Origin of the sequence: Nocardia sp. NPDC050408 (assembly GCF_044458905.1) — a bacterium.
GTDB lineage: Bacteria > Actinomycetota > Actinomycetes > Mycobacteriales > Mycobacteriaceae > Nocardia.
This window is the reverse complement of the sequence record NZ_JBITIL010000008.1, coordinates 100,903-123,358: the sequence shown is the minus strand read 5'-3', so window position 1 is coordinate 123,358 and position 22,456 is coordinate 100,903. Positions and strand designations below refer to the sequence as shown.

Here is a 22,456-nt window from a genome sequence, read left to right as displayed (position 1 = left end):
GCGACACCTCCCGGGGTCCAGGACCCCGATAGAGTGCAATCATTCGAGCGAATCCTTCACAATGGTCGACCCGGATGAAGCAGTCTGTGGGCGGGTGCTACCGGTGGTCGGGCCGTTGGCGCCCGCCGCGGCAACGTCAAATCGTCGCTCCGGTGCCTCCTGTTCTAGTCGGTCGGCCAGCAGTGCCACCGTCGGCGCCTCGAATATCACCCTGATCGGCACCTCGACGCCGAGCACCACTTGAATACGCGATACCAAACGCGCCGCCAGCAGCGAATGCCCACCCGAGGCCAGAAAATCGTCGTGGACCCCTACCCGATCGATGCCCAGCACCTCACCGAACAGGTTCGCCAGCACTATTTCTCGCTCGGTCGAGGGCGCCCGGAATTCCCTTTCGCTTGCCAGGTCCACGGCGGGCAAGGCCCGCCGGTCCACCTTGCCGTTCACAGTCAGCGGCAGTGCATCCAGCACCATTACAACTGCGGGAATCATGAAATCGGGCAACCGATCCGATACGAAACGCCGTACATCGGCGGACATCTCCGCCGCGATGACGCCGAATCCCTTGCAAGCCACCACGTATGCCACCAGTTGCCGACCACCGGCGACATCGCGGACCACGACCACCGCCTGGGTTACGCGTGGATGCGCCATCAGGGCCGCTTCCACCTCACCCGGCTCCACCCGGAAACCCCGGATCTTCATTTGGTCGTCGGCCCGGCCGAGGAAATCCAGGACACCGTCGCGCCGCCACCGTGCCAGATCACCGGTGCGGTACAGCCGCTCTCCGCCCCCGGAGGGGTCGGCGACGAATCGTGCCGAAGTCATTCCCGGCCGATGGTGGTATCCGCGGCACACCTGAGCCCCAGCGATGTACAATTCTCCCACCACCCCCACAGGAACGCGCCGTAAGCGCGAATCCAGAACCCGCACAGCTGTATTCGAAACTGGAATACCGATCGAAGGTTCGGTGCCCGGCATGTTGGCGAGATTCACGTGGACGACGTCGCTGACCTCGGTCGACCCGTAGAAGTTCCAGATATCGGCCGCACCGGTGGCCTCACGCAATGCGGTACGCACTGTCCGAGTTACCGGTTCACCGGACAGAATCCACGTGTCGAGCACCACTGATTCCGGGAATTCCTGTCTCGCAACCTCGGCCGCCAGTGCGGGAATGGTCATGATCTCGGTGACGTGATGCCGATCCAGAGCCGCGACCATGGACCGCGGATCCCGCACCGATTCCGCGTCCAGGACCACCACGCGCCCGCCGCGCGTCAGCAGCGAGAAGATGTGGAAGCTCGAGTCGATGAATCCCGGTGCCGTGTTGGTCATCCCCACCGGTGCGTGGCGCAGCAGCCGAGCGCACCAGGCGAGCCTGTTGGCGAGCAGTCCATGTCGGCCCGCCACGCCCTTCGGTGTCCCGGTGGATGCGGACGTGTAGATCACATAGGCCAGACTCGACATCTGCACGGTCCCAAGCAGTTCCGCGGGGCAGAGATCCGACTCACCGAGTGTGTACCGATCACCCGGATCCAATTCGTCGATGTGGATGCACGACACCGCATCCGGGATTGCCACCGAACGACCGCTCAGTACGACCACTGGTTCGGCGTCGGCGAAGATGTACGCGATGCGATCACGCGGATATGCCGGATCGATAGGCAAATAGGCGCCACCGGATTTGGCCACCGCCAGCAGTGCCACCACCAGTTCGACCGATCTAGGCAATACCAGGGCCACCACCGATTCTGGTCCGACTCCGACGGCGACAAGGCGACGTGCCAGGCGATTCGCCCGCCGGTTCAGCTCTCGATAGCTGATCGTCTCATCGTCGGCGACCACGGCCACCGCGTCCGGCGCAGCGGCGACCCGGGCCTCGAACAGCCCGGCCACCGTGGCACCGGGCACGTCCAGCTCGTCTCCGGTCTCCCAGAAGCGGGTACGAATCCGTTCCTGGGCGCACAGCATCTCGACTTCTCCGACACGCGCGGACGGCTCCGCAGCACACCGCGTCAGCAGCCGGACGAATCGATCGGCGAACGCCTGCACCGTCGACCGGTCGAACAGGTCCGTCGCGTATTCCAGAACTCCCGCGAATCCACCCGCGACCGGGTCGTCGGTGATATCGAAAAGTAAGTCGAGTCGTGGGTAGGTCTCCCGCCCGGGCAGCATGGACACCTCGTCTCCCAGTGGCTCCGACACCCGAGTCTCATTGTTGTGCAACGCCAACGACACCTGGAACAACGGGTGATGGGCTGCTGACCGCGCCGACTTGAACTCCTCCACGAGCCGTTCGAATGGCACACCCGAGTGCGCATACGCCGCCAACGTCCTGTCCCTCACCTGTGCCAGCAACGCCTCGAATGACATCGCCGGATCGACCCGCACCCGCAAAACCCAAGTGTTGCTGAGGAATTCGCCCCGATCGGCCGGCGATTCAGCGAGTCGACCGGCGATCGGCGCCCCGATCGGTATGTCATCACCGGCACCGTGGCGGTGCAGCAGCACCGCAAGCGCACAATGCAAAACCATCGACATCGTGATTCCCCGGGCCAGGGCCACGGTCTCCAACTGTTGCCGCAGTTCTGCCGAAACCTCGAAGACGACTCGATCGCCGCGGTGGCTCGTCACCGACGGTCGCGGCCGATCGAGTGACAAGATCAACTGTTCCGGCATACCGTCCAGTTCCGCGCGCCAGAACCGCAACTGCTCCGCGAGCACGCTGCCGGGATCCGCCGCACTCCCTGGAAACTTATGCCGCAACAACGAATAATCACACGGCATCGAGTCCCCGGGAATGCGATCCGGCAGCTCGACCGGCTGCCCCACAGCGCGGGAGACCACACTCCGGACGCGGTCGAGGAGAACCTGCACCGCGCGTCGATCGAGGCTGTCGAGCCTGTGACTCAGCCGTAGCCGGATCTCCGGGCCATTGTGGTGTGCCTGCACGTGCAGGCCGAATACATCGCTCTGCGGGCCGAACGAATCGGGAATTTCCGTGCGTGCGATCCGGGTGTGCCGGGTGTCTGGGATCGGCGGGTCGGCGAAGTACTGGTAGAAGATCCATGGCCCACGGGCGGGGAACCACAGTTCGCGAGCCAGCCATGGCGTCCGCCTTACCAGTACCTGAAACGGGAGCGCGCCATCTATCGCCCGTAGGACCTGCCGCTGGATGTCGGCGAGCGAGGTCGCGAACTCCCGCGAGCCGGTCGATGCGCGGTCGATAGGCCACAGATCTGAGAAAGGCCCCAGGGTATCAACGAAACGGTACGGATTGCGCACCGTCTTCTCGCACAGCAGCAGTCCGAGTCCGAGATCGCGAGACGCCGACAGCGCGGTACACAGTGCGGTCAGGACGAAGGTGTTCGGCGTGACCCCCTGCCTCCGACAATATTCGGTGAGAACCGCCGTGGTCTGTGGGCTGAAACGCGCCTCGACCTCCCCGCGGGTCCGGTTGGTGGATCCTCCCAGTCTCGAAGCCTCGCAGTGAGCGTGATCCGATGTCCCTAGCGTCTTGACAGCGGCCTCATAGTCGCGCCAACGCGGAACAGCGTCTGGATCGCGCAGATAGCGGGCTACCTGCGCGCGCTGCCATCGGGCGAACTCGCCATACTGGTGCGGGGTCGCCTCCGGATTCGGTGTGTTCTCGGCGTGCTCGTAGTGCTCAGCGAGTTCCGCCGCCAGCATGATCTCCGATTCCCGGTCGGAGATCAGGTGGTTGAGAGTGAGAACGAGCTGGGCGCCACCACCGGGCTGCGGAATCGCGATACTGCGAAACAACGGCCCGTTACCCAGGTCGAAGGGTGTGGCCGATTCTCGACCTGCGATCTCCGCCACGTCACCGTCTGCCGGGCCGGCCAACCGGTGCGGCACAGCGTCGTCGACCGGTGCGACAAGCTGGTGGTGCCTCCCGTGACGTACTGCGACCCGCGTGCGCAGGATCTCATGACGAAGGCACAGGATCCGCAGCGCGTCACGCAGATCTGTGTCGTCGTAATCGACTATATCCATGACGATTTGGTGGTTCCAGAGCGCGGGAGCAAACCCTATCTCGGCCCCGAACGCCAGCATCAGCTCCTGATTGCAGGACAACGGATGAACGTCCACGGTCCCTCCTCCCTCCTCCCTGTCGGGCCGATGCCGCGGCGATCGGTGGCCGGGCCGGGCTTGGGCGGACAGCATGGGGATTTCGATGTTCGGTCGCATACCTACGCCTCACCCCTGGCAACTCCGAGGCTGAAGGACTGCAGGTGGTAGATACAAATGTCGTCGGCCCACAGCCAACCTTCCGCGACCACATACGGGCCCACATCGTCTGCGCCGACTTCGACGATCTCGGCCTCGAGGATGACTTTGCGGGTGAGTGGGGTGACTTGGCCACGGTACTTCCAGGTCACCGGCTGCGACGACACCGTGGGCCGGAAACGGGGCCGATGTAGCCCGTCTGCCAGATCGGTCTGCAGGATATAGAACTGGACGAGTTGACAGAGGCCCTGGACCCCGAAAGAGCCGGGCTGTACTGGGTCCTGGAAGAAGTGCGCTTTGAAGAACCAATCACCGGGGTCGACATCCTTCTCCGCTCGCAGCCGCCCGAGTCCGGCCGCTCCCGCCTCGGGCCAGTATCCGGTGACCCTGTCGATCATGGAAAGCATCGGGCCCGGCAGGCGCGGCTCGGACCCGAACCACCGGGCCGGGCGAGAGATGAGATCGACAGCGAAATCCGATTCTGCGGTACGCCAACGACTCTGCTCCGCCGTGAGTGGTATTCCGACCTGGCCGTCGAACGCATCCTTGGGGAAAAACCCGAAGGTCGTGGTGAGAGTGACCACGGGGGATCCGTCGATCAGGCACTCGGTGGCGAAATCCTCGATGATCGTCCGGTCGTCGCGGACAACGCTGGTCAGCCGGGTCCGCGTGACCACTAGCCGGGCAGCGGGACCGATCTCGCCGGCGATTATCGCTGTGCCACCGAGATTGCGGAAGTACAGATCGGTCTGGCTGTCCAAGGCACTACCCACGTAGGTGGCAAGACAGCCGCTGGGCTGTAGCGCGACCTCCATGACGATCCCCAGGGGCATCACTGGATAGTCGTTCTGCTCGAAGTACCAGACCTCGGCAGGTATGTCGTACTCAGCCACCACCGCGGTACCGGACCGCAACTCCCATGGTGGCCCGTCCAGTTCGGTCACCCGGCTCACGAGGTGCAACGGTGGACCGGGCAACCTGCCCACGTGCCGATGGTTGTCGAAGATCGCATACGGCGGACCGAACGACTCGCTGGGCTTGCCCCAGGCGAAGCCGAGCAGCGCCGGGTAGTCGAAGGCGAAGCCATCCACCTGGGCGACCGGGGTGCGGGCGGTGTGACCGGCCAGGTCGAGATACTGCGGCGCAACCGGTTCCCCGGTCACCTGCACGGTGGGCGAGCCCAGCTCCCGCCAGCGGATCAGCGGCCAGTCGGGCACCAGCCGCAACCCGAGTCGCCGGGCGTGACAGGCCTTGATCCCATCCACCGTGCACAGGACGTCGGCGATCAGCGTCGGCTGCGGCCCAGCGATCAACTCGACCACGAAAACCTCGTAGGTCATACCGGAACTCGTTGGAAGTACCTGGCCGCGGTACTGCATCTTGAAGGGGGTGTCGGTCACCGGCTCGAACCGCCAGCCGTCCCGATCGACGGTGAATCCGGCAGCGGCCAGGTAGAACGCCATCGCCTGGAAACAGCCCTCGGACATCAGGGTGCCGGGCATGCACGGGTCGTCGGGGAAGTGCACCTGGAAGAACCAGTCCTGCGGGTCGACGTACAGTTCGCCACGCAGGTAGCCACGTCCCCAAGGACCGCCCCCGGGATCAAGGACCGGGACCTCGTGCAGAAACCGCCCTCGGCCATCCGCGATCCGCGGAGTGCGGATGTGGCTGCGGGTCAGCTCCCAACCCGCCCCGAAGCAGTCGGCTGGGCGGCCGTCCGCGAACGCCGCCACCTGCTCCGCCGTGAACGCCCCCCGGCGCCAAGGGATCGCGGGCGGATCGACAATCCCGTCCAGGGACGGTACGTCATCCTCCGGTCGCCAGGGCAGACCCCGCCCACCGGCCAGCTCGGCATCGGTGAACAGCCCCGCCTGTCCCTTCGTGATGGTCAGCCGTAGTTCGTCGCCTACGAAGCAATGGCTGTGGAACGACCACAGCGGGACGTCACCGAAGGTCTCCCGGCCATCGATATGGATCTCGTAGCGCAGCTTCTCTCCCGGTTGCGGCAATTGCCCGTGGAAGGCCACCTCGCAGCCGAGCAGTCGGTACACTCGCGTCCCCCGGGCGAGGTGATCGGCACCGAGCCAACTCAGCAGGAGCAAGCTGGCCTGCCCGGCTTCCGCGGTAATTCCCGGAGGCATCCGGCCCGCCGGGTCCAGGTACCAGCCGTCGACCGGAATATCGGTCTCTGTCCAGATCACGCCGCTGTCCAGTATCCCCGGCTCGGCATCCATCCCGATGACCCGGTCCGGCAAAAGGAGGGGCGGACTCGGCATGCGGATCACCCGCGGGTAATCGTCCAGAACCGCGTAGTCATCGCCGAACACCGCCGCGATCGGCCCCGAGGCCAATGCCTCGAGCTGTGCCCGGTCGAAGATGGTCCCGTACGGCTCCCGCAAGCTCGGCCCGGCAGCCGGGTCCTGGGTGACCAACGGCGTAAACATCTCCCGTACAGGGCGCGTGTCGTGCTCCTGAGCATGCGGATCCGATCGGGTGTGGATCGTGATCTCCGCGCCTGCAGTGCGGTGGTCCAGGTCCACCACCGTTGTTGCCTCGGAAGGCAACGCCATGGCCCGGCGCCGTACGTCCAGGAATTCTATATGTGCCCTGGCGAGCCCGGACAGCCACGATCGGTGGGCCTCGCCGGCCAGCCGGAGCTGGCCCACCAACAGCCCAGCGAGCCCGTCTGGCGGAAATTCGTCGTCGTCCGGCCGATCCGCAGGCCCGACCTGAAGGTCCGGCGCGACCGATCCGGCAAATCCGGCGGTCGATGGCGTGGCCGTGCGGTTGTGCCCATATCGGTTCGTGTCCGCAGCCGGCTCGGCTGCCACAGGGGCCCTGGTCGCCCGGACCGGCGCAGGTTCCATCACCTGTACACCTGCACCGACGGCGGCCGCAGATCGGTCGCCGACCGGAACTGAAGTGGCGCGCTCCTCGGGCCAAGCCTCCCCGGGCGCGGCTGCCGGGTTCACGCTCGTCATGGCGGCGACCCGGACTTGGACCTCGGGCGGATGCGCGGGAAATGTCAACCGCCGCCCCGTCTCCGAGCCGCCATCCGGTGTACCTGCCATCAGCCGTGTCGCGAGCGCATCGGTGTCGAGGGGCACACCGGCGGCCATCAGCTCAGCGGCAGCGCGAAGCAGAGCGTCCACCCCTCGCCCATCCGGTGCGTCCAGGGAAACCACCAAGTGCTCCCGGGAACCTAGAGTGCGCCTTATCCACGCCGAGCACAGCCCCCGGGGACCGTGTTCGACGAAGATCCGGACTCCGTCGGCCCACGCCTGCTCGATCGTCGCGGCGAAATCGATCGGCCCCGTTTGCTGCCGGGCTACCGCCGCCGCCACCGCCTCCGTCGACAACTCGACAGGCAGCGCAGTCGAGCAGGTGTAGTGGCGCACCCCGGTGTGCCGGTTGATCGGTAGCCGATAAAGCCGCTCCCACTCCGATGTGGTGCCGGCGAGTTCGGGGACGTGCGCGGGCATGTCGTAGGGAATCGGCAAGTGCGCGACCGGTTCGAGCCGTTGCAGCACCCGCACGCACCCGTTGGCCTCGCCCCCGATAACGCACGAGTCCGGCGCATTGACAACCATGAGGTGGACGGCGGCTTCGCCGGTCAAGGCCGCCCGCACCCGCTCGGCCGACGTGTCGACCAGATGCGTCTGCCACGTGCTGCCTTCGACTCCGACGTTGCGCCAGGCCGCCTGGACGATCTCCCGCTCGTCGGCAACGGCGCGACCGAATGCGTCCGGATCGTTGTTGGTCAAGGTGGTCAGCGGGGTGACGTCGGGCCAGGTATCGAGGGCTGCCAGGGCGGTCAGTTCGCCGGAGGAGTACCCGATGGTCGCATCGGGGTGTATGCCGAGGACCGTCTGTGTGATCTCGGCGTGCAGCTGGCCCAACACGGCCGCACCCCACACCTGGTCGAGGGCGTGCCGCGGCCGCGGATCATCCGCATCGTGGGCCCAACCCACCAGCTCGGCCAGCGATCCACAGCGCCTGCGCACGCTATCCAGCAGCTCCGGGAAGGCGAACATGAGCTCCCTTCCCATCCCGGGGTAAGCCATCGAACCGCCGGAGAAGACGAACGCCGTCTTCCCCACGACTGGCCGCTCGCGCAGGACTACGCCCTCGGGCCGTCTGCCTCCGACCGTGAGCCAATGCCGGGCGGCCTCGACCCGGGCCAGACGTTCTTCGGCGTCCGCGGCGAGCACAACCAATCGAGTCGGACCATCGGCCGACGTATGCCCTGCGCCGAGGTCGGCGGCCACCCCGGCTCGGTCTTTAGCGGAATACACCGTGAACCTTCGCGCCGGGGCGGTGAGAAATGCGGTCGGATCCCCGGCACGCAACCGCACCCGGACCGGCGACCCGCCCAGTGTGCGGACCGCGGCTTCGACAACCGGTGGATCGGGGAACGGTGCGGCCTGCCGATCTACCCGCGGCACGGCTCGGTTCGCCGCCGCCAACGTCGCGACAGCGAACGCCAGCAGCCCGCTGGCAGCATGGGCGCGGCCGAACAACTCTCCCGGGTCCAGGTGCGCGGCACCGGCGGTGACCGCGTCGGCGTCACCGACCGTGAGATCCGGTAGCGGGCCACCAGCGGGCGGGGCAGCCGTGATTTCCATGGCGTTGTCGAGTAGTGCGAGCACCCGCTCTCCGTCGGCTCGGGCATCGGTCAACCGCTTGAGGACGACTACGACCGCAGCGTCACCGGGGATGCCGGGGATGCCGAGATCGGCGAGTGCGGCACGATGGACCGGCTCCCGGCACAGGTCGACCGCTCCGACGATGGCGGCGTCGCTTTCCCTGGTATGCAGGGCCCTTGCGGCGATGCCCAAAGCCACCAGACCCGAGCTCTCTTCGGCGCTCACGGTGAAGCCCGGGCCGGTGAGTCCCAGCTGGGCATTGATCCGGTTCGCCACAAGATTCGGCATGCTGCCGACCACGCTCGCGGGAGTCTGCGCGCCACCGATTCCGTCTGCGGTGGATTCCGCGGTTTCACCACGCAGGCCGGCGATTCGCCGGCGCAGCACCGGCCGGGCGACTTCGGGGTCGCAGCCCATTCCGACCAGCACGGTGGTTCGGTCGGTCGGCAGTCGGATCCCGGATACCGCGTCACGAGCGGCCTGTAGGACAAGCAGCTGCTGGGCTTGGGCCTGTTCGAGGTCGACCGGAGGAAAACAGAGTCCATCAGATGCCACGTCGACCGTCGATCGGGTCTCGATCCGGCTGGTGCCATTCATCACCGCGTGCCAAAGGTCGTCGTCGGCCAGGCCGTCGGCGGCTGTCACGCGCACCGCGACGACCGCCAGCGGCTCGGGCGGCGCCTCACTCATCGCTTCTCGAAGGTGTGATGGTGGTGCGACGGCCCTCGCGTCGTCGCCCGTCCAGGCGTCGATCACGAGATGTGCGTTGGTTCCGCCGAAACCGAAGGCGCTCACTGCGGCCCTACGCGGCCCCGCCCAGTCCGCGGGCTCGGCGAGGAGCCGTAGCGGCGAAGCGGTCAGCTCCGGCAGCGGGTCGTCTGTGCTGGGTGAGGCCGGCCGTACGCCGGCACGCAGGGCGCCCAGCACTTTCAGTAGCCCAGCCCCACCGGCCGCGGTCAGCAGGTGGCCGATGTTCGCCTTCACCGATCCGACCGCGAGGTCGCGGGCGCCGGCGAAGATCCGGCTGGTACTACGTACCTCCGTCAAGTCGCCGATCCTGGTTCCGGTCGCATGGCACTCGAGCAGACCGACAGTCTGCGGCGACACACCGGCCGCCTCGTATGCTGCTTGCATCGCCCGCGCCTGACCGTCTTCCGATGGCGCCAAGAGGCCGCTGGCCCGGCCGTCATTGGTTAGCCCCACCCCGCGGACCACACCGAGGATCGGCGCGTCGGCGGCGATCGCGTCGGCTAGGCGCATCAAAGCGACGAACGCCGCGCCCTCACCGGGAATCAGCCCGTCGGCCTGCCGATGAAATGGTCGGCTCCGCCCGCTGTGACTCAACGCCGACAGTGCGCCGAAGGCGTCGTGCACGAACAGTCCGTCGGCCCGATTGACCCCACCGGCGAGCATCAGATCGGCACGGCGATCTGAGAGTGCATCACACGCCAGCTTCACCGCGTACAGCGCCGACGCGCAGGCGGCGTCCAAGGCGAATCCGCCCAACCCGAGCCCCAGCGCCCGCGCGGTCAGGTGTGCCGGGAGGCCGGACATGAACCTGTCAGCCGCGCACGGTCTTCGCGAGCCGGACAGGGGGCCGAGCCGGTCATGTACCCCACGCTGGTCGGCCAGCCATACGTGCTCGGCGTATGCGACCAATCCGGTGGAGGGGTACGACAGGTTGCCCAGCACAAGTCCGGTCCGCGACCGTTGCCGTGACTGGCCGGACTCGTGCAAGGCGGCTGCGGCCCCGAAGACCGCCCAGCGGAACAGCGGGTCCAGATCGTCCAGTCCGGCTCCACCGAGACCCGCGTCCTGTATCGCGGCAGAATCGATGATCTCCCGGAACGTCGACTGCGCGAGCGCCGACCGGTATGCGTCCTCGAAACCTTCGACAAACCCACCGATTCCGAGGCCGCTGTCCGGGCCGGAGGCGGGCAGCCCCCATCTGCTGGCTGGAACCCGGGTCAGGCTGGTCCGGCAGGCGAGAACATCGTCCCAGAAACTGGTGGGTTCGAGAGCGCCGGGCAGTACGCAACCGCGCCCGACGATGGCGATCGGCTCAACCCACATGGCCGACTCCTGCGACGATGGCCGCGGACTTCTTCCCACGGTGGGCCGACGGATCGTCAGGTCGTCGAACAAGGCACACCCCGACCAATTCGACAACCGGCGCGCCGTCGGCGTCGACCACGATGACATCGCAGGAGGCCGTCATCGAATTCAGCTCCGCACCACGCACTACACACCGTGTGCCCGGGCCGACCGGTCCCGGCGCGATGAATCGCGCCTCCGCGATAGCCATCGGCAGATAGGCGAGTCCGTCGGCGGGTGCGTCCTCGACCCGCGTGCGGCTGCATTCGGCCGCCCAGAGCAGGGCCAGTTGCAAGCCCGCGTCCACCGCTGCCGGATCGGTGTGCCACGGCTCATCCGTCCAGCCCAGCGCCCGCACCCCGACGATTTCGGCATGAGCTTCCCAGGCCGATAGCGATTCGACCGCCTGGATCGTCCGGAACGCGAGGCCGTGGAACAGCACCGGCTGCCGGTACGCGGCCGCCTGATCGATGCCCCCGCCGACCTGGCCGGACTTCGCGATGGAACTTCCGGCACGCGTGCTCCGGTTCGCAGTTGCGGATGCGGTAGTCGCCCTGACGTACGCGACCCCATCCGTGCCGACAAGATCGAGGCCGAGTTCGTCCCGCCCTGCGATGCGACCGCGGATGTGCAGCTGCCGACCACCGCCGTCGAAGCAGTCGAGTTCCACGCGGCGAACGACCTCCAGATCGCGCAGAACGATCGTGCTTTGTCCCGGTTGCCGCATTCGGGTGGCCCGTAGAAACCACTCCGCAGTCATCGCCAAGGGGAGAACGTATCGGCCTGCTACAACGTGGTCGGCCAAATAGGGATGGGATTCACGGCTCACTCGGACGGTGCCAAACACGCCGCCGTCCACGTCGTCGGCGAACGGGTCCGGCCGCTGCCCAGCGGTCAGTGTGACCCGCACCGGTCCGGTCCCGCCCCGAACCTCGCGCACGAACGCCTCCGCCCCGGCCGTCGGTGAGATCAGGGCGATACCCCTACTGTGGAAATGGTCACGCAGCTCGGGGGATACCATCCCGCCATCCCAGGGGCCCCAGGCAAGCGACCGCACCACACACGAAGGTCGGTCCACTTGAACTGTGGATGCGACCTGGGCGACCACTTCGTTGGCCAGCGCGTAGTCGGCCTGTCCGGCATTACCGAATCGCGCGGCCGCCGACGAGAAGACGCATACCAGCTCCAATGGGTCGTCCGCGGTGGCGTCCAGGAGGGCGCGCAGACCTGCCACCTTGGTGTCGACGACGGCCGCGAACTGCGTGTCCGTCTTATCCACCAGATGGCCGTCGGCCAGCACCCCGGCCGCATGAATCAACCCGGTGACCGGGCCGAACTCGGAACGGAGCCCGTTCAGCGACTCGCGCAGCGCCGTCGAGTCGCGCACGTCGACGGGAAGGTACCGGGCGATGGCACCAGCGCGTTCGAGATCAGCCAGAGTGGACCGGATCTCCCGTACGGCCAGGATCCTGCCGGCCAGCGCCGCGATCCGGATCGGGTCGACATGCTCGCCGCGCTCGTGTGCCAGGGCGGCCAACCGGCCGCGCAACTCCCTTTCTGTCCCGGCATCCGCTAGGCCCTCGGGCTCCGGTTCCAGACGGGTGCGTCCGAGCAACGCGAAGACCGAATCGGTGGCGGATGTCTCGATGAACGCCCGCAGCGCGTGGGGAGTCACGCCACGGGCGCCACCGGTGACGACGATCACTCCACCGGACGGTGTGACCGACTGTACCGAGTCCGCGGCAAGGTCAGTCTGCTCTGTCAGCATGCGACGAGTGCCGTCGGCGGCCAACCCCACATCCGGCTGTGATCCGCCACCCAGCAGTTCGTCGGCCAGAGCTCGAGCCAGTGTTGCGGCATCGCGAGATCCGCGCTCACAGTCCACGGCCTTGGCCTGCACACCGGCCCATTCCTTCCGCAGCGTCCGGGCCAGCCCGGCGAGGCCACCGAGCCACGACCGTCGACCATGTCCACCGTTCAGTCCGAAGTCGCCACCGGTGTCCTGGACGGTGATCAGTGCCCCGTCCGGACCGATCCGGCGGGCGGCCGCACGCACAATGCGGAAAGCCTCCTGGTTGACGGCGATGGCATCGTCGATCGACGCGACGGAACGGAGTCCGGACAGCACCACTACACCGCGCACATCCAGATCGAACGAATCGGCGATCTCTCCACCATCCCACTGATCGGGCGGGGCCCACACCCTGGCGGCGATCCCTCGGTCACGCAACAGCTGGGCCAATTGAGTAGCTGTGCCGGCACCGTCGTCGGTGACGAGAACAGCGCCGGACCGCAGTCCAGGCAGTTCGAGCCCCGGCAGGGGCGCCGGGACCAATATCGGCACCGAGCGTGTGAGCGCCGCTTGGTCACCTGCGCGTACCGAATCCGCACCGTCGGTAGTGGACGCGACCGAATCGCCACTCGAGGCGGGCCGGTCGTCCTGGGCGGTGAGAGCCGCGTGGAATGCCGCCGCGATCTGGTCGACCGTCCGCAGCGATCCGAGTTCTGTTACATCAAGTTCAACGCCGGTCAACTCGGGCACCCGTCCCCGCAACGCGGAGAAGATCTCCACCCGCTTGATCGAATCAATCCCCAGATCCGCTTCCAGTTCCAGGTACGGATCGATCACTTCCACGGGGAACCCAGTCTTCTCCGCAACAACCCCCACCAGGGCGTCGGCGATATCCGCCCGCCCTGCCCCAACAGCCACCGGCAGGGCGGGTTTCACTGCGGAGCTGAGGTTTTCGATGCCCGGACCCGCTGGGCCACCGGTTTCCCGATGGCTGTCGGCCGCAGCGCCGACGCCACCCGCTTTCCGAGGGGCCGGGTGCCGTGCGGGGGTGCCGCCCGTGCGGATACCCTCCCGCACGTCGGCACCGAGCGGCGGTTGATTCTCCAGCAGGGCATGCAGCCCGTCGGACAAGAAGCGGGCAGCGTTGAGTCCTTCAGACGCGGACCGATCCGCCTCCGTTCCAGAGGTCGCCGAAGCGGGCTTGCCTCCGAGCGCAGCAAGTGTTGTTCTCTCCAGGGACGTCAAGAACGCGCGATGGCCCTCGACCAGCGCCCGCTGGAAATCTGCATGCGCCTCGGCGGTCTGTTGCTGTGCCTCCCGGAATGCGGACAGCCACTGCCTGTCCACGGAGGCGCCGCTCGGCGACACCTCACTCGGCGCACTCCCGTTCGAATCGGCCGGTACCGGGGTCGGTCCAGTCATCGCTTCGATCGCGGCAGGCGTTGTGTGGATCTGCCCACGAACGGGGTTGGGCGGCGACAGTGCGGCGCTTCCGCCCGGGGGCGGGTATGGGCTAGCGTAGTTCGCGCCGTTGATCGGCACCGACATCCGGCCTTTCGGCGGTGTTCCCGTCCCCGGTTCTCGGAACGGCTGCCATAGAACGTCGAGATCCGCCGGAATTCCTGCCGTTAGAAGTGTGCCGAGTCCCTCTTGGAACACCGTAGCGCCATGCCGGTCGCGGTGGTCCAGGGGTACTGCGAGGTGTGGGCGAGCACCGAGGATCTGACCGACCAACCCGGTGAGCACTGATCCGGCTCCGAATTCGACAAATGTCCGCACGCCCGCCTCGTACATCGCCTCGATCTGAGCGGCGAACAGCACCGGCGTCACCAGATGCTCGGCGAGTCGATCCCGTACCCGGTCGGGATCGGCGGGGTAGGGCCGGGCGTCGGTGTTGCCGTAGACCGCGAGCTGCGGACTGGAAACATCGAGCTGGCCCAGGAAGCGACGGAACGGGTCAAGGGCCTTCGCCATTAGGGGAGTGTGGAACGCAGCCGCGGTGGGCAACCTACGGGCGGTGATGCCTGCCGCGGCGGCTGCCCCCGCCAAATCCGCGATGGCATCCCGATTGCCGGAGACCACGACCTGGCGGGGACCGTTTTCGTTGGCGACCCACACCGTGCGCTCTCCGTCCGACGACCGCTCGGCCAGCAACGCGTCGATTTCTTCCCGGGTGGCGGCAAGGGCGAGCATGGCTCCTGGATCATCGATGCCTGCCGAGTCGCGCATCAGCTCGCCACGCCGACGGGCGGCCCGGACAAGACCGGCCTCGTCCAGCGCGCCCGCCACGTGCAATGCGGCCAGCTCACCGAAGCTGTGTCCGCCGACGCAGTCCGGTGCCATACCGACACCTTGCAGCACTGCGAGTTGGGCCAATATCTGAGCAGCAAGTGCCGGTTGGGCCCATTCGGTGGCGGTGAGCAGGTCCCGCTGCGCTGCCCTGGCCGCGTCGTCGAACACTGGAACCGGAAAGACGACATCGTGCAGCGGCTGGTCCTCGATCCAGGTCGACCAGGTCTCTGCCACCCGGTCCCATGCCTCCCGGGCCAGGGGCACCGACATCGCCAGGTCGGCACCCATGCCAATGTATTGGCTGCCCTGGCCCGAGAACAGCCACGCCACGCGGCCGGGATCGGCCGGGCCGAATCGGTAGACGGCCCCTGGGAGGGTATGACAGCCCGTCGGGTCGGCCGCCAGGAGACGGGCGAGGTGAACGATCTGGTCGGCAAGGTGGGCGCGGTCCCGCGCGACCACAGCCAAACGGGCTGCGGCGGTCGGATCGAACTCCTGTTGCGACCGCTTCGCGGTTGCTGTGAATTCCTCGCCGTCGCGAGCCCCGAGTGAGCGTGCCTGGGTGAGGAGCTCCTCCGCCGACCGGGCACCAACCAGAATCAGCTCGGTCGGCACGCACCGGGCCCAGGGCGCCGAACGGTCCGGGGCTCGGTCGGCGGGCACGTACTCCTCCAGCGTGAGATGAAAGTTGGTACCGCCGAACCCGAAACTGGACACCGAGGCGCGCCGCGGGTGGCCGGGCTGCGCGATCCACGGGCGAGCGGCCGTGTTCAGATACAGCGGGCTTGTCGACAGGTCCAGCTCGGGATTGGGGTGTTCCACCTTGAGCGTCGGCGGCAGGATCTTGTGCTGCACGGCCAGTACGGCCTTGAGGAGTCCAACCGCCCCGGCGGCCGACTTGGTATGGCCGAATTGTGATTTCGCCGAGCCCAGTGCGCACCACTGTCGGTCCGCCCTGCCGGTGGCGTCGAATACGGCGCGCAGCGCGGTGAATTCGGCGGCGTCACCGGCCCTGGTGCCGGTGCCGTGCGCTTCGACGAGCCCTACGGTGTCCGGGCCGTACCCGGCGGCTTCGTATGCGCGTCGAAGCGCTCGCGCCTGACCCGCCGGCACCGGCGCATAGATGGCGCTGCCCTTGCCGTCGGAGGAACTGCCGATACCACGGATGACCGCATAGACCCGGTCACCATCCCGCTCGGCGTCGGCTAGGCGTTTGAGCGCGAACATCACCACGGCCTCGCCGAGCATGGTCCCATCGGCGCGGTCGGAGAACGGCCGGCAGTCCCCGGTCGGCGACAACGCCGGGGTCTTGCTGAAGCACATGTAGGTCGAGATGTCGTTGAGGGTGTCCACCCCGCCAGTGATAACGGTGTCCGCGGTGCCGAGTGCCAGTTCATTCACCGCACTGGAAATGGCTGCCAGCGAACTTGCGCATGCCGCGTCGATCGTGACGTTGGTCCCGTGCAGGTCGAAGCGGTTGGCGATGCGGCCCGCGACGACATTGCCGAGAACGCCCGGAAAGGTCGCCTCTTGCCAGGGCACATATTGCTCCGCGATGCGGTCGCAAATGGCCTGGGCCTCCGGCTCGGCTACCCCCAGCCCTCGCATGGCCTCTAGCCATACGGGTCGTTGCAGCCGGTTGCTCATAGTGCGAAGCAGGTCCAGCGCACCGGTTCCGAGGATGACGCTGGCCCGCTCCCGATCGATCTCCTGGGCGCTGTTCCGGCCCAGGTCGGCGAGCACGCGCTCGGCGACGACCATGGCCAGGAGTTGCGCGGTGTCGGTAGCGGGCAGCGCATTCGGGGCGATTCCGAAAGTGGTGGGATCGAAGTCGATATCCGAGAGAAACGCCCCACGCCGACAATAGGTTCGGTCCTTGGTAGCCGGGTCCGGATCGAAGTAGTCGTCGATAAGCCAATGGGTGGGCGGCACGTCGCTGAGCAGATCCTGTCCTCGCAGCACGGTCTGCCAGAACGTGTCGGAATCGGACGCGCCCGGAGTCAGCGACGCGATGCCGACGATGGCGACCGGAATTTGCTGTGAAGAATATCCATCGGACATCCTGAATCTCCTGTTCACAATGGACTTCACCGGCGCACCCTTGTACGTCGCGGAGGGACGGAACCGGATACGGCGATCACGCCAGTGGCCGGGGCTGGAACGCGAAGGCCGGTATCGGTACCGGTACGCCGAGACTGCGTAGTTGATGTCGGCGGGTGACAACCGCCGCGCCTTCCATCAGATTGAGCGCGATCTGCACGACGCACCGTTGCTCAGGGTCGGCCAGATAACTGTCTCGGGTCCACCGGTTGAAAGCCCCCATCGCGGGCCCGCACCAGATCTGATAGTCGGTCCGGCGTTCGGATGCGCCGACGACCGCCCATCGGCTCGACAGGCCCAGATAGCTGCGGAAAACCAAAGCCATGCGATGCCGGGGGTTCTGTGCGGCACGGTGCAGTTCGTCCGGATCGCGATCACGCCAATATTCGGTGGTCCGTGCCCACAACGCGTCGAAGGTGTCGTGCAGGACCGTGCGCTCGAGTCGGCTCCGCTCGGCGTCGGGAATCGAGTCGAGCGAGTCGTAGGTCCGGTACGCCTCGTACAGCCGAGCGGCGCGCTGGGCGAACATGGTGCCGCGGCGCAGTACCTGAACCTTCCCGCCGAGTTCGAACATATCGGCCGACGGGGCCATCACCACGTCCGCAACGTCGGCGTCGGCCAGCAGTGCTTTGGCGTCGGTGGAGAGCCCGGACTCGACAGCGACCTGGTTGACCGAACCTGTCACTACGTAGGCGGCCCCGAGTAGGAAAGCGGCGGCGACGGACTCCGGGGTGCCCAGCCCACCGGCCGCCCCGACTCGTACCGGATCCATGTAGCCGAAACGGGTCACCAACCGGTCTCGTAGAGCCAGTACCACCGGCAACACGACAGCCAACGGACGGTTGTCCGTGTGCCCGCCACTGTCACCTTCGACGGTCAGGTCTTCGGCCAGGGGGATCCGCTCGGCCAGGTGCGCCTCATCGGGTGTGACCAGCCGCCGGGCCACGAGATCATCGAGGATCTCGCGAGGCGCCGGGGAAAGGAAACGCTCTGCAACGTCGGGATGAGAAACCTTGGCGATGATGTTGGTCCGGCGGACGATCCGGCCGGTGCGGTCAGCGGTGAGGCCGGCAACAGCGCAGCGGACGACCGCGGGAGTCGGTGCGGTGAACGCCGATACCGACACGATCGGCACACGACGTGCGAGCAGCAGATCCGCCACGCGCTCCTCCAAACGCGGCTGGGTTGGCGAGTGAATCAGGTTGACACCCCAGTTGCGGCGTCGTCCCAGCGTCGCGACCAACTCGGTCACGGAAGCGTCGACCTGCTCCACATCCAACCCAGCCGCCCCGAAGCACGCAAGCATGTCGGCCCGCGCCATAGCGGTGACCATCTGGGGCGTTGCGATGCCACCGGCCATCTCACCGGCTATGTAAGGGAGACGAACAGAGTGCCGATCGCAGAAAGATCGATCGCCCAGCAATTCCGGGTAGATGCCTGGAATCGTGCCGAGCAGTTCGAAGGGACGCACGGTAGGGATCCGAGATGGCTCGACAATTCCGCCGACGGCGAGCCCGACGCGACAAGACGACGCTTCGAGGACGGCTTGGACTGGTGTCCTAGGTTGTTCTGTAATGCGCAACAGAGCATTTCCAGAAAAGACCGGCGGCAACCATGCAAAATTTTCCCCCGCTGCCACGGACACTCCCGGCTCATCCGTTGGTACTCGCTCCGGTAGCATGCCGGCTTCTGGGATAGTATTCATTTCTCAGGGCTCCGCCCGTTATGTCCAGCGGCATAGGAAACGTCACGTGTCGAACGTAGGCCGATCATTGTTATTCCCGTGTATTTGGAAGCTTCGCGTAGTGAGGTTCAAATATCCGATTTATTCTTCGGAATCATCAAAACTCCAAACCGCTCTTCGCGGAACCGCAATTGCATATCCGGGAGGTAAGATCAGTAGTAAGCACCTTGCCGCGAGCATGCCTTGACTCTGACCCAGGTCGTGCGACTACCGTGGGCGCGAATGGCTTGCGGGCGGGTGTGCGGGAAGTTGTTCATGTCGATCCGGTCTTGTTCCCGATGCAGCGGACTCCGCGATGGGGCATCCGCATCCCGTCCGCCGGGCGCGGGCCAAAAGTGGTCGTTCTACTGCGAATGGGTAATGAAGTACAGGCTGGATGGCCTTGTCGGCTGGGTGGTTGGGGCGCTGCGGACGACATTGTCGTATGTCATGAGAACTTCATCACAGAATGCGGCACGATAGGTCGGTTGCGGGGTAGATTAAGTGCTGTCGGGCCGAGTTCCGGTCGGCCCGACAGCACTTTGCTGTCCGGGGTTTAGTGGCCGGCTCCGCGGTTCGACGGGCCGCTGGCGGCCTCTATGACGTGCGTGGGCACGTCAGCCGGGCGCCACCAGGTAGTGATGGGGTGGTCGGTCGTGACCGTGTGGGCATCGGCTGGGGCGGGGGTCGCCTGACCCAATTCCGTCGCCGCGACCGCGCCGACGATCAGCAGGGCACCGGCGAGCGCTCCGGCGATCATCGAAAGCCGTGTTCGACGTGACTTTTCTTGCATGGGTATTCATTTCCTCTCCGATTACCTGGCCTTTTTCTCGTTTCTTCCGGATGGCCCACGACAAGCGCGGCACCCGTGAAGACAGCAGGACCGGGTCGGCCCGACAGCACTTCGCTGTCCGGGGTTTAGTGGCCGGCTCCGCGGTTCGACGGGCCGCTGGCGGCCTCTATGACGTACGTGGGCATGTCAGGCTGGCGCGACGGACCGCCGACGGCGTGTCCGCCGCCCATGTTGGTTGGGGCAGGGGTCGCCTGACCCAATTCCGTCGCCGCGACCACGCCGACGATCAGCAGGGCACCGGCGAGCGCTCCGGCGATCATCGAAAGCCGTGTTCGACGTGACTTTTCTTGCATGGGTATTCATTTCCTTTCCGATTACCTGGCCTTTTTCTCGTTTCTTCCGGATGGCCCACGACAAGCGCGGCACCCGTGAAGACAGCAGGATTGGGTGCACCGGACCCGCGACGGTGGTGATCCTGCGCGTTCCGGCTGCAGCCGGGCTGCCGAAAGCCAGGAATGCATGAAACGGCCTGCGCGATCACGTTGAGCACCTCGTCGGGCACGTCACCCCTCGGTCACGTCATGTCGCAGACCTCCTCATTCGCGTGTGCACCACGCTATTGAGATCAGCATCACATACGGCAACGCTGTGCGCCATGAGCAAATTGTCCCGATCTATTGACTTGAAACTTGTTGGCTTCCTTGGTAATTCTTCCTTGGCAATTGGTGTGGATGAGCGAGTGAGCAGGACCTGCGGCGGGTATCGCCCTGCGGCGCAGGAGTGGTGCGGCTGCATGCCGGACCTGCTGCGATCGAGCCCTTCGTCTCCGGGGCCGATGTCCCAGTTGTGGTGATTCCGATCGGGTGCTGGCCGGGCTGACACCGGAGCCCTGTGAACCGATCTGCGCCGACTGCGCTGGGTTCACCACCGCGAACTATCGGTGCTCGCGTTGCGACTACGAAGGCAAGCTCCACGCCGGACGCCTCTGCACCCGCTGCACCTTCTCCGACAAGCTCAACGAACTGCTGAACGACGGCACCGGCCGGATCAGGCCCAGATCATTCGCCGCTACGCGACCTGGCACCTGCTGCCCCAGCTGCGGGCCAAAGCCGAGCGGAAACCTGTTACTCCACCCGCTCGAGGCCACGCTCACGACCGGGTCAAACAAGCAACACTGTTCCTGGAATGGCTTGCAGGCCAGGGGATCACGGATCACAGCATGCGGTCAATCCAGTATTGACGCTTGGCATGCCGAGAACGGCCCCCATCGCCGCAGTTGTCTACGGACGTTTCTGTTGTGGTGCATGAACAGCAAGATCGCGGGGTCTTTCCGCCTGCCCTCGACAGAGGCGAAGCGAAGGCCACCAATGCCGCCCGAGGAGCGCATCGAACTGTTGGGGCGCATTCTGACCGCCTCCGACCAGCCATTACGCTCCCGCGCAGCGGCCGCGATCGTCTTGCTCTACACACCCAGCCGCTGACCCGCATCGTCCGGCTCACCATCGACGACGTCATCCGCGACGACGACCAAGTGCTCCCGCGCCTGGGCGAACCCGCATCCCCGGTCCCGGAACCGGTCGCCGATATCCTGCTCACCTGGATCGACAGCCGCACCAACATGAACACCGCCACCAACCACGATTCACGCTGGCTGTTCCCCGGACGACGCGCCGGCCAACCAATGCACCCCGAAACCCTGGGCGGTCTGCCGAAAGCACTTGGTCTCCACAACGTTCCGGGCCGGACATCGACAATGCGCCAGCACGTCCAGCAGATGCCAGCCCCGGTGTCGCCGACGCGCTCGGCTATCACCGCGTCACCACGACGAAACTCGCCGCAGAAGCAGCGGTCACCTGGAGCCGCTACGTCACCGCCCCCAGATCCGGTCACCCACCGGTTGGAAACCACCGACAACCCGCGACAGTTGAATACACGATCTCACCAGTCCGGAACCTTGGGAGCCCTAGCAGAGAAGCGTCCCGGGCGGCGTGTGGGGCAAGGTCGCGCGACACGGATTCGTGGATCGTCGAATCCCTTGTAAGGCTTTGCCTGTCACCATCGCTCGTGAGAGGCGACGGCCCCGGGCCAAAACTTTCGGTTCCGTGCCGTTCTGGACCCGGTTCCTACGGCGCAGCTCCGCTTAGCAAAACAAACATCCACCGTTGCGCGTGCGAGGTACATTGTCGGCGTGCGCAGCCTATAGTTTATATAGCTAGCTAGCAGCCATCATTCGATCGACCCGCAGTGAGGTGTCACGATGACTCAGGCTCACGTAGCAAAACGCCCAGTAAAGCAATCCCAACCGTTGTCGGTGGGTGAGCTCGCCGCCCCGCAGATCACTCTCCTCGATTGCCTCGACGACGATCGGGGGACCCACGGAATCGAGCTCGTCGAGAGACCCATCATGAAGATCATCTACAACGGAGTTTGATTTTCGTTGCAGTGCTTCGTAGTTGGTGCCGATCCGGGTCTGCACCAACTACGTCCTACTTATCTTAATGATGTGCGACTGCGAGAGTTGAAATGTCGAGACGTATATGGATCGCTGAAGGTATTGCGAGCGACGGAGCAACATACGGTCGGTCGCTGCGGCTGCCCGATGCGAACATGGGCCATAACATCGCATCTGACGGTTCCGGAATAGGCGTGCAGCGAATGCGTGCCGCAGTCCTCAAAAGTCATCTCGGTGACGTACCGTCGTGCCCCTGCCTCGCCGCGCTGCTGCCTGATTACGAGGCCAGTGAGGGCGCCTGACCCCACCGGTGGTG

The 22,456-nt window shown here is 66.1% G+C and carries 8 protein-coding genes; 2 read left to right on the top strand and 6 right to left on the bottom strand.

Translation table 11 applies throughout. From position 1 onward, the window contains the following. Positions 1-39 precede the first annotated feature (39 nt). The 5 genes from ACIBJI_RS24005 to ACIBJI_RS23985 form a co-directional block, all read right to left on the bottom strand. On the bottom strand, positions 40-4,110 hold the full coding sequence (locus tag ACIBJI_RS24005; RefSeq protein ID WP_397085861.1) for an amino acid adenylation domain-containing protein: 4,071 nt from the start codon (positions 4,108-4,110) through the stop codon (positions 40-42). A gap of 101 nt (positions 4,111-4,211) precedes the next feature. Beyond that, positions 4,212-10,967: a beta-ketoacyl synthase N-terminal-like domain-containing protein gene (locus ACIBJI_RS24000; RefSeq protein WP_397085859.1), complete on the bottom strand. Its 6,756-nt coding sequence runs from the start codon at positions 10,965-10,967 to the stop codon at positions 4,212-4,214. Then, the gene (locus tag ACIBJI_RS23995) at positions 10,957-17,133 is read right to left on the bottom strand and encodes an SDR family NAD(P)-dependent oxidoreductase (protein WP_397085857.1); all 6,177 of its coding nucleotides are present in this window, start codon (positions 17,131-17,133) and stop codon (positions 10,957-10,959) included. The genes ACIBJI_RS24000 and ACIBJI_RS23995 overlap by 11 nt, the downstream gene beginning before the upstream one ends. A 76-nt stretch (positions 17,134-17,209) precedes the next feature. Further along, on the bottom strand, positions 17,210-18,643 hold the full coding sequence (locus tag ACIBJI_RS23990; protein WP_397085855.1) for a PfaD family polyunsaturated fatty acid/polyketide biosynthesis protein: 1,434 nt from the start codon (positions 18,641-18,643) through the stop codon (positions 17,210-17,212). An 808-nt stretch (positions 18,644-19,451) separates the two neighbouring features. Next, a complete protein-coding gene (locus ACIBJI_RS23985; protein WP_397085853.1) occupies positions 19,452-19,688 on the bottom strand; it encodes a hypothetical protein in 237 nt (78 codons plus the stop codon). 328 nt (positions 19,689-20,016) lie between these two features. On the opposite strand from ACIBJI_RS23985, the gene ACIBJI_RS23980 reads away from it, so the two are divergent. Then, the gene (locus tag ACIBJI_RS23980; protein WP_397085851.1) at positions 20,017-20,211 is read left to right on the top strand and encodes a hypothetical protein; all 195 of its coding nucleotides are present in this window, start codon (positions 20,017-20,019) and stop codon (positions 20,209-20,211) included. A gap of 781 nt (positions 20,212-20,992) precedes the next feature. Beyond that, the gene (locus ACIBJI_RS23975; RefSeq protein ID WP_397085849.1) at positions 20,993-21,169 is read left to right on the top strand and encodes a hypothetical protein; all 177 of its coding nucleotides are present in this window, start codon (positions 20,993-20,995) and stop codon (positions 21,167-21,169) included. Positions 21,170-21,900: 731 nt separating this feature from the next. On the opposite strand, the gene ACIBJI_RS23970 is transcribed toward ACIBJI_RS23975, so the two are convergent. Next, the gene (locus tag ACIBJI_RS23970; RefSeq protein WP_397085847.1) at positions 21,901-22,164 is read right to left on the bottom strand and encodes a hypothetical protein; all 264 of its coding nucleotides are present in this window, start codon (positions 22,162-22,164) and stop codon (positions 21,901-21,903) included. Between the last annotated feature and the right edge of the window lie 292 nt (positions 22,165-22,456).

Coding starts and splice junctions, on each gene's coding strand:
- ACIBJI_RS23985 (WP_397085853.1), bottom strand. CDS start 19,688: ATGCAAGAAAAGTCACGTCGAACACGGCTTTCGATGATCGCCGGAGCG.
- ACIBJI_RS23995 (WP_397085857.1), bottom strand. CDS start 17,133: ATGTCCGATGGATATTCTTCACAGCAAATTCCGGTCGCCATCGTCGGC.
- ACIBJI_RS23975 (WP_397085849.1), top strand. CDS start 20,993: ATGAACAGCAAGATCGCGGGGTCTTTCCGCCTGCCCTCGACAGAGGCG.
- ACIBJI_RS24000 (WP_397085859.1), bottom strand. CDS start 10,967: ATGTGGGTTGAGCCGATCGCCATCGTCGGGCGCGGTTGCGTACTGCCC.